The sequence below is a fragment of the Amycolatopsis sp. TRM77291 genome (assembly GCF_054166285.1).
Window position 1 is genome coordinate 1 of the sequence record NZ_JBSZHF010000004.1, and the last position, 3249, is coordinate 3249.

General features: G+C 71.3%; 1 protein-coding gene. It reads left to right on the top strand.

What is annotated here, in order from left to right:
- A partial coding sequence (locus ACXIZN_RS43000) for a type I polyketide synthase (protein WP_457960751.1) occupies window positions 1-3088 on the top strand: 3088 nt, incomplete at its 5' end.
- Between the last annotated feature and the right edge of the window lie 161 nt (window positions 3089-3249).

Below are 3249 nucleotides of genomic sequence, written 5' to 3' on the forward strand. Positions count from 1 at the left end.
TGCTGTGCAGGAAGAACTGGTGGAGTTGCTGGCGCCGATCGTGCCGAGGTCGTCGTCGGTTCCGTTGTTCTCGACCGTCACCGGTGACTGGTTGGACACCGCCGGGATGGATGCGGCGTATTGGCACCGCAACCTCCGCCGGACCGTCCAGTTCGACACGGCCGTGCGCAGGCTGCTCGGCGAAGGCCATCGGGTGCTCGTGGAGCAAAGCCCTCATCCAGTCCTCACCATGAGTGTCCAGGAGACCGCCGAGGCCGAAGGAGTCGAAGCGGGCGCGATCGGCACGTTGCGGCGCGACGACGGTGGCTGGGGCCGGTTCCTCTCATCGGCGGGGGAGGCGTTCGCCCAGGGCGCCGAAGTCGCGTGGACGCGGATGTTCCCGGCGAAGACGTCTACAGTGGACCTTCCGGTCTACCCGTTCGAACAGCGGCACTACTGGCTCGAGAACGACGGGACGACCGGCGATGTCGGCGCCGCGGGGCTCGGCTCCGCCGGGCATCCGCTCCTGGGTGCCGTGGTGCCGCTCGCGGACTCCGACGGGCTGGTGTTCACCGGACGGCTTTCGGCGCGGACCCATCCTTGGCTGGCCGACCACGCGGTACGCGGCACCGTCTACCTGCCAGGGACGGCGTTCGTCGAACTGGCCCTGCGCGCCGGAGACGAAGCCGGCTGCGGTGGTATCGAGGAGCTGGCCCTGGCCGCGCCACTCGTACTCGGACCGCGCGAGCAGGTCCAGCTTCAGGTGAAGGCCGGCGAAACGGACGAAACCGGGCGCCGTCCGGTGACCATCCATTCGAGGCGGGACGACGGTGCGTGGACACTGCACGCGAGCGGCCTGCTCGGAGCCGGTGCCCGAGCCGGGGTGGAGCTGACGGCTTGGCCGCCGAGCGGAGCTGAAGCCCTCGACGTCGAGGACCTCTACGACCGTTTGGCCGGCGAAGGCTACGAGTACGGCCCGGCCTTCCAAGGGGTGACGGCCGCCTGGCGCGACGCCGACGGGGTGTACGCCGAGGTGACGCTGGCCGAAGACCTCACGGACTCGGGCTTCACCCTGCATCCGGCGCTTTTCGACACCGCGTTGCACGTACTCGGGATCGACGGCGGGACCGGTGAGGTGCGGGTGCCGTTCGCCTGGTCCGGGGTGACCGTCCACGCCGACGGCGCCCGGAACCTGCGGGTGCGGATCGTCTCCAGCGAGGACGGGCGGTTGGCTTTGACCGCCGCGGACGGCACCGGGGCGCCGGTCCTGACCGTCGCCGAACTGACTCTGCGCACCCTCGCGGAAGACCGCCCGGTCCGGGATCCGCTGTACCGTGCCGACTGGATTCCGGTCGGTGAGCCCGAGACCGGAACCGGCACGTACACCGTGATCCACTCGGTCGGTGAGTTGCCGGAGTCCGCCCCGGAAACGGTGTTCGCGATGCTGACCGGCGAGATCCACGGTGGACTCGCCGAGACGACCCGCGATACGGCCGGGGAAGCCCTCACGCTGGTGCAGACCTGGCTCGCCGACAGCAGGTTCGACGCGGCCCGGCTGGTGCTCGTGACTTCGGGGGCGATCGCGGTGGACGGGCCGGTGACCGATCTCGCCCACGCGCCGGTATGGGGTCTCGTCCGTGCCGCCGAAGCCGAGAACCCCGGCCGGTTCGTCCTGCTGGACGTGGACGGCGAGGACGTTCCCTGGCAGGGCATTCCGGTGAACGAGCCGGAACTGGCGTTCCGCGAAGGACGTCTGTTCGCCAGGCGGCTGCACGCCGTGGAACCGGCGGAGTCCGGATTCGACGGGTTCGACCCGGACAAGGCCGTGCTCGTCACCGGAGGTACCGGGACGCTCGGTGCCTTGGTGGCGCGGCATCTGGTCACCCGGCACGGGGTGCGGAAACTGGTGCTGACCAGCCGGCGAGGTCTTCAGGCCGCCGGGGCGGCGGAGCTGCGCGACGAACTCGCCGCGCTGGGTGCCGTCGTGACGATCGAGGCTTGCGACGCCGCCGACGAGAACGCGGTCCGTTCCCTGCTCGCACGGCATCCGCTGACCGGGGTCGTGCACACGGCGGGGGTGCTCGACGACGGGGTTCTCGGGTCGCTGGACCCCAAGCGGCTCGACGCCGTGTTCCGGCCGAAGGTCGACGCCGCCCTCGTTCTGCACGAACTGACGAAGGAGGCCGGGCTGGCCGCGTTCGTCCTGTTCTCCTCGGCCGCGGGGGCGATCGCCGGTCCGGGACAGGCGAACTACGCCGCCGCCAACGTGTTCCTCGACGCGTTGGCCTCGGCTCGCCGGGCCGAAGGGCTCCCGGCGACCTCGCTCGCCTGGGGATTCTGGGCGGAGCGCAGCGAACTGACCGGCAGGCTCGGCGAAACCGACGTCGCGCGGATGGCCAGGTCCGGTATCGCGGCGATGCCGTCGGAAACCGGGCTGGCGTTGTTCGACGCGGCACTCGGGCGGCCCGAGGCGGCCCTCGTGCCGGTGCGGTTCGATCCCGGCAAGCTGCGGACGCGGCTGATCGAGCACGGCGACCCCGCCGTGCTGCGTGATCTGGTCCGGCTGCCCGCTCGTCGTGCCACCGCCAGGACGGTCGATGCCGCGTCGGAGGTGGACGCCCTGATCCGGCGGCTCGCCCCGCTGATGGGCACCGAACGGCGCAAGGCGCTGGTGGACCTGGTACGCGGCCAGGTCGCCGCCGTCCTGGCGATACCGGGGGCGCATCAGGTCGCCGTGGAACGCGGCTTCCTCGACCTCGGGTTCGACTCGCTGACCGCGCTCGAACTGCGCAACCGGCTCAACCGGCTGACCGGGCTGAGCCTGCCGGCGACGATGGTCTTCGACTATCCGACGGTGTCCGCGGTGGCGGACCTGCTCGGCGAGCGGCTGCCGCTCGGGGACGCGGAACCCGCGGGCGACGCGGCGACCCTGGTGGACGACGAGGTCACGCGTCTCGAAGCCGCGCTCACGGGAGCCGTCCTGGACGAGAGCAGGCAGGCCGCGATCGCCGATCGGCTGCTGGCCCTCGCGGCCACCGTCCGCGGCGGTGGTGGCGGGTCGGACGACGAGCTGTTCGCCCTCATCGATCAGGAATTGGGGCTCGGCTGAGCGCCCCGGTGTCGTGAGTGGCGCACGTGTTCCCAATGTCGCATTCGAGACGCTCAGCGTCTCCCATGCGACATTGGGAACCTCGCGCGTCAGCGTCCTGACGTCACCCACGACCCCTGTACCGGACGGGTGCGTGGGGGTCCCGGGGTCGGTGAGGGGGC